This is a genomic window from uncultured Muriicola sp., assembly GCF_947258935.1.
Lineage (GTDB): Bacteria > Bacteroidota > Bacteroidia > Flavobacteriales > Flavobacteriaceae > Muriicola.
Genome location: NZ_CAMYKH010000008.1, coordinates 62,523 through 67,758, shown reverse-complemented (window position 1 = coordinate 67,758; position 5,236 = coordinate 62,523). Strand labels below are relative to the sequence as shown.

At 38.9% G+C, this 5,236-nt stretch carries 6 protein-coding genes; 5 read left to right on the top strand and 1 reads right to left on the bottom strand.

Annotated features, from left to right (window positions below):
* From Q0X72_RS02735 to Q0X72_RS02715, 5 genes are all read left to right on the top strand, one after another.
* The coding region (locus Q0X72_RS02735) for an o-succinylbenzoate synthase (RefSeq protein ID WP_297761711.1) at nt 1-965 on the top strand (965 nt) is incomplete at its 5' end.
* A complete protein-coding gene (locus Q0X72_RS02730; protein WP_297761708.1) occupies nt 956-1,882 on the top strand; it encodes a CPBP family intramembrane glutamic endopeptidase in 927 nt (308 codons plus the stop codon). The genes Q0X72_RS02735 and Q0X72_RS02730, both read left to right, overlap by 10 nt.
* On the top strand, nt 1,875-2,012 hold the full coding sequence (locus Q0X72_RS02725; RefSeq protein WP_297761705.1) for a hypothetical protein: 138 nt from the start codon (nt 1,875-1,877) through the stop codon (nt 2,010-2,012). The genes Q0X72_RS02730 and Q0X72_RS02725 overlap by 8 nt, the downstream gene beginning before the upstream one ends.
* Nucleotides 2,013-2,089: 77 nt before the next feature.
* On the top strand, nt 2,090-2,866 hold the full coding sequence (locus Q0X72_RS02720; protein WP_367180405.1) for an AMP-binding protein: 777 nt from the start codon (nt 2,090-2,092) through the stop codon (nt 2,864-2,866).
* Nucleotides 2,867-3,037: 171 nt separating this feature from the next.
* Nucleotides 3,038-4,384, top strand: coding sequence for a M24 family metallopeptidase (locus Q0X72_RS02715; protein ID WP_297761702.1), 1,347 nt, complete (start codon nt 3,038-3,040; stop codon nt 4,382-4,384).
* A 141-nt stretch (nt 4,385-4,525) separates the two neighbouring features.
* Here the strand turns inward: Q0X72_RS02715 and Q0X72_RS02710 are convergent.
* Nucleotides 4,526-5,236, bottom strand: a 711-nt coding sequence (locus tag Q0X72_RS02710) for a hypothetical protein (RefSeq protein ID WP_297761699.1), incomplete at its 5' end; no start/stop codon positions are given.

Below are 5,236 nucleotides of genomic sequence, written 5' to 3'. Positions count from 1 at the left end.
TTTTGATCCTTGAGGATGATGAACAAACGGGGATAGGCGAATGTGCCATGTTCAGGGGTCTTAGTATGGATGATGTAGCTGAGTATGAAACACAATTACAATGGGTATGCGATCATATAGATAGGGGGATAGAGTTCCTATTATCTACTCTTGTCATGTTCCCTAGTATTCAATTTGGACTAGAACAGGCATTTAGATCGCTTGCTTCCCAGGGTCCATTCATTTTATTCCCTTCAGAATTTACAAAACGGGGTAAACCTATTTCTATCAATGGACTGATCTGGATGGGAAATAAGGCCTTTATGGAGGAACAGATACACCAGCGAATTAAAGACGGTTTTACGTGCATTAAATTAAAGATTGGGGCACTCGATTTTGATACGGAACTGGCTCTTTTAAAGAGTATACGGGAACGATTTACCTCAGATGAGATAGAACTGAGAGTAGATGCCAATGGAGCATTTGGGAAAGAAGATGTATTTCTTAAGTTGGAAGAACTTTCAAGGCTAGATCTCCATTCCATTGAGCAACCTATAAAACCAGGTAATCTGGCCTTAATGAAAGAAGTATGTGCTTCCGGGTTTCTGGATATTGCACTAGACGAAGAATTAATTGGGGTAATCGATGAAACAAATAGACGAGAATTGCTACAAATAGTAGCTCCTCAGTTTATTATACTAAAACCAAGTTTGATAGGAGGGTATGGAGGTAGTATGGAATGGATTACTTTAGCAAATGAAATGGGTATTAAATGGTGGATAACCAGCGCCCTTGAAAGCAATATAGGCTTAAACGCAATTGCACAATGGACCTTTACCCTGAAAAATTCATTGCCACAAGGCCTAGGAACAGGTAGTCTTTTCACAAATAATATAGAAAGTCCACTTGAGGTAAGGGAAGGTAAGTTATTATATAACAATGATTTAGAATGGAATCATAAATTAATTAAAGATATATGTACATAGAACAAGGGTATGAAGGAAATTTTAGCCTGTGGAAATTTTGGATACTTCCACTTGGGTTTATTGGTTTTATGATTCTCAACTATATTTCCATGCTCTATTCACCGGTACCTGTAGATGTAATGATGACCGATCTCATAGATAAGCTGGGATCTAATTTAGTGCTCATCTTAATACTTGTGCCCTTGGCCCTGGGACTTTTCATTGTATTCGGCTGGGTAAAATTGATCCAATCACAATCAATCAGAGCCCTTACCACATCGCGGAATAAAATAGACTGGAAACGAATTGGTTTTGCATTTTTCCTATGGGGTGCTATTACTGTACTTCTTACGGGAGTTGACGTTTTTTTCTCCCCGGAGAAATTTCAATTAAATTTTCAATTAGTGCCCTTTTTAAAATTAGCGGTAATTGCCATATTATTGATTCCCTTACAGACCAGTTTTGAGGAGTATATGTTTAGGGGGCATATGATGCAAGGCCTTGGACTTCTGGTTAAAAATAGATGGTTTCCATTATTGGTCACCTCACTTTTGTTCGGACTAATGCACCTTGGAAATCCGGAGGTAAGCACGTTGGGGCCGGGGATCATGATCTTTTATATCGGTACCGGACTCTTTCTGGGAATTATTACTCTAATGGATGAAGGCCTGGAACTCGCTTTGGGTTTTCATGCTGCAAACAATCTTTTCGGTGCTCTTTTGGTGACAGCAGACTGGACGGCCTTTCAAACAAATTCAATTTACCGGGATATATCAAGCCCAGTCCTTGGATGGGATATATTGGTTCCCGTTTTTGTCATCTTCCCGCTGTTGCTCTATTTCTTTGCCCGTAAATACGGATGGAAGAATTGGAAAGAAAGATTGACAGGTAAGGTAGCGACAAGAGAAGAATTTTTAGAAAGTCAGGCAAATGGATAGATCATACAAAACAATTCATAAGTATTTTAAATTTCAGGGGAGTCATTTTTCTCCTTCCGAGTTAAACGATGTGGCCTACAGCCTAATAAAAGAAGGAGACGAGGAAGAACAGAAAATAATTCTGCCTTAGCTACCGGATCTTATTTTGATTTAAAGGAGAAGGATACGGCACTGCTATGTCTTTCTGCAAGTTATATTGCAGCAAAAATGATGCTGGTACGCGCTATGGTATTGGGATTATCTCTAGATCATATAGCCCCTTCATCTTCCCCTCTGAGTGGCCTCAGAAAGTCATACGATCTATGTGCCATGGTTCCATTGCAATTGGAAAAGTCGTTGAGCAATATTTCAAAAATCAAACTCCTTTTAGTAGGTGGTGCACCTGTTTCCGTTGATTTAAGAGCCAAGGTGCAAAATATATCAACGAGAATCTACGAGACCTATGGTATGACAGAAACCTGCTCTCATATAGCAGCCAGACCCCTTAATTTGCCCATCTCAAAAGATAATAAAGATTCTTCAGATTCTTTTCACACCTTCCCGGGGATCACCGTATCCGAAGACGACAGAAAATGTCTGAAAATTCATGCACCTGCGCTAATGGGGGATTCAATTAGTACCAATGATGTTGTGAATCTGGTTTCGGAAACTGAATTTGAGTGGGTAGGCCGTTGGGACAATGTCGTAAATTCGGGTGGAGTAAAACTCTTTCCCGAGCAGATCGAAAAAAAATTGAGGCCTATCATAGAAGGACGTTTTATGCTTACCGGCATACCAGACAAGGAATTGGGAGAAAAATTAGTACTTATCGCAGAAGGGAAGGTCGATAAAACTTCATTGAGATCAGAAATTGAAAATATGACGGCTCTAGGCAAATTGGAAAAACCCAAAGAGATCTTTGAATTAGAAAATTTTTTATGCTCAGAAAGCGGCAAACTGCTCCGAAAAGAAATTAAAGCCGCACTCTTATCTTTCTCCGAATAGTTCCGTCTAAAGAAAGCAGAAGAGCGCTTATATAGGGAAGGAAAGAAATCTTAATAAGGAAAGTTACCGAATTTTAAATTCAACCTAAAAAGATGTATTTTTCAGCCTATGTCTAAAGAGTAAATAGCGTAAAACATTTGCTTCTGATTATATATAAAAACAGCGTCCCCTATGAGATATTTTCTTTACGTATGCCTAGTTTTTTTGCCAATTATTACCAGCTCTCAACACATACTTCCTGAGAAGGAACGTGCTCAAGTTGTGGATGAGATACTTTCGGAACGTTTTGATACTCTCTTGCCCCAATTAATGGATGATGTGGGCATTGATATGTGGATCGTCATTTCCAGAGAATACAATGAAGATCCGGTACTTAGGACTATGTTACCAGCTACCTGGCTTAATGCACGTAGGAGGACCATCCTTGTATTCTATAGAGATAAAGCAAAAAACATCATTGAAAAACTGGCTGTGGCACGGTATAATGTGGGAAAAAATATAGAATCGGCCTGGGATAAGGAAAAAGAACCAGACCAATGGAAACGACTTATTCAACTTATTGACGAACGAGATCCCGAGAAAATAGGTCTCAACTATTCTCAGGATCATAATATTGCGGACGGTTTGGATAAGACAGACTATGATGAATTTATGCAGTATTTACCTGCCAAATACGATAAAAGAGTTGGTACTGCCGAGCAATTGGCTGTCCGCTGGATAGAGACGCGTACAGAACGCGAAATGGTTATTTACAATCAGTTAGTTAGCATTACTCATAATATAATTAAAGAAGCATTTTCAGAAGCTGTGATCACTCCGGGGATTACAACTACCTCTGAAGTGGAATGGTGGATGCGCCAAAAAGTGACAGACCTGGGACTGGAAACCTGGTTTCACCCTACAGTAGATATTCAAAGATCTAATGAGGGTCTTGTTAGCCATCTCTATTCATTTTCCGGTCGGCCGGAAGACATGGTCATTTTACCGGGAGATCTCTTGCATTGCGATTTTGGGATCACCTATTTAAGGCTGAATACAGATTGCCAGGAATTAGCATACGTACTTCGTCCAAAAGAGAATAGCCCACCAAATTACCTTGTAGATGCTTTGAAAAAGGGAAATAGGGTGCAAGACTTTTTAACGAATAACATGAAAAAAGGCCTTACAGGGAATCAAATACTGTCCAAGGCACTGGCTGAAGCTAAGGCAGATGGATTGCGTCCTGCAATTTACACTCACCCCTTAGGACTATACGGGCATTCTGCAGGAACAACCATAGGAATGTGGGATGCACAAGGAGGGGTAATGAAAGATGACGGGGAGAATTATCCTTTAAATTTAAACACGGTATATGCCATAGAGCTGAATACTACAGTAAACATCCCCGAATGGCAGCGAGACATCAGAATAATGCTGGAAGAAGCAGGGTTTTATGGCCCTGAAGGTTTTCGCTACGTAAATGGCAGGCAAACCGAATTACTATTGATCCCAAGAGTAAAGGCGCATCAAGGCAACTAGTTATATTTTATTTAAATCACGCTATTTGTGCTAAGTATCATTTATCTGGTATTTTCTAGTGGGGTAACTGTATCTAATAGTATGGTTGTAAATCTTACGAACATTAACAAAGTTAAAAGTGACCAAAGCAGCAGCTAGAATCTAGTTTTCTATTTCTAAAAGATTTACTTTTTGGTCTAACTTAGTAAGTTCCACCATTTTTGAAATAAATGTTTCATTTGGGGTACCATAGTTTCTATATACTGTACATTTTAGGAATACAGGAAATTTATTGTCTACATCTAAAGATTTATTTTCAATATTTATGAGCCACGTTCCCTTTTGTGTATTCTCAATAAGAAACTGTTCTGTTTGATATCCATATTCCGTTTCCCTTAAAAGTCTGTCTTCATTTTCTTCGTAGGTATGTCTCCATATGTCATACTTTTTATCGGGATTTACAAATTGTACCTCAAAAGGTGCTGCCGCAACGTTCCAATCAAAAACGATACGGGTATTAATATTCAATGCCCTTTCTAAAAAAGCACTGGGAAGCTCCCGAAATGGAATACTAGATTTATGTTTTGTTGCCAAATGGCGAACTTCAATGGCTATTGTCTGTATTATATCCGAATCTAAGCTGGCACCTAATATTTGACCTGAAAGCATTTGTTTATAAAGCCCGAATGCTATTTCGTATTCCCCTGTCTTTACCAGGGTCCTGGCCATGTCTAGATAGCTCTGTATTCTGTCTGGTCTTAGTACAGCAATTTGTTTATAAAATTTTAGGCTAGTCTCATATAAACCCTCGCTTTCATAAAACATTGCTTTTGTCTTTAACAGCGAAATATTTGTGTCGCTTTCTCCTAAATT

Bases quoted from the DNA above. Each gene is read 5' to 3' on its own strand.
- Q0X72_RS02730 (WP_297761708.1), top strand. From the start codon at position 956: ATGTACATAGAACAAGGGTATGAAGGAAATTTTAGCCTGTGGAAATTT.
- Q0X72_RS02725 (WP_297761705.1), top strand. From the start codon at position 1,875: ATGGATAGATCATACAAAACAATTCATAAGTATTTTAAATTTCAGGGG.
- Q0X72_RS02720 (WP_367180405.1), top strand. From the start codon at position 2,090: ATGATGCTGGTACGCGCTATGGTATTGGGATTATCTCTAGATCATATA.
- Q0X72_RS02715 (WP_297761702.1), top strand. From the start codon at position 3,038: ATGAGATATTTTCTTTACGTATGCCTAGTTTTTTTGCCAATTATTACC.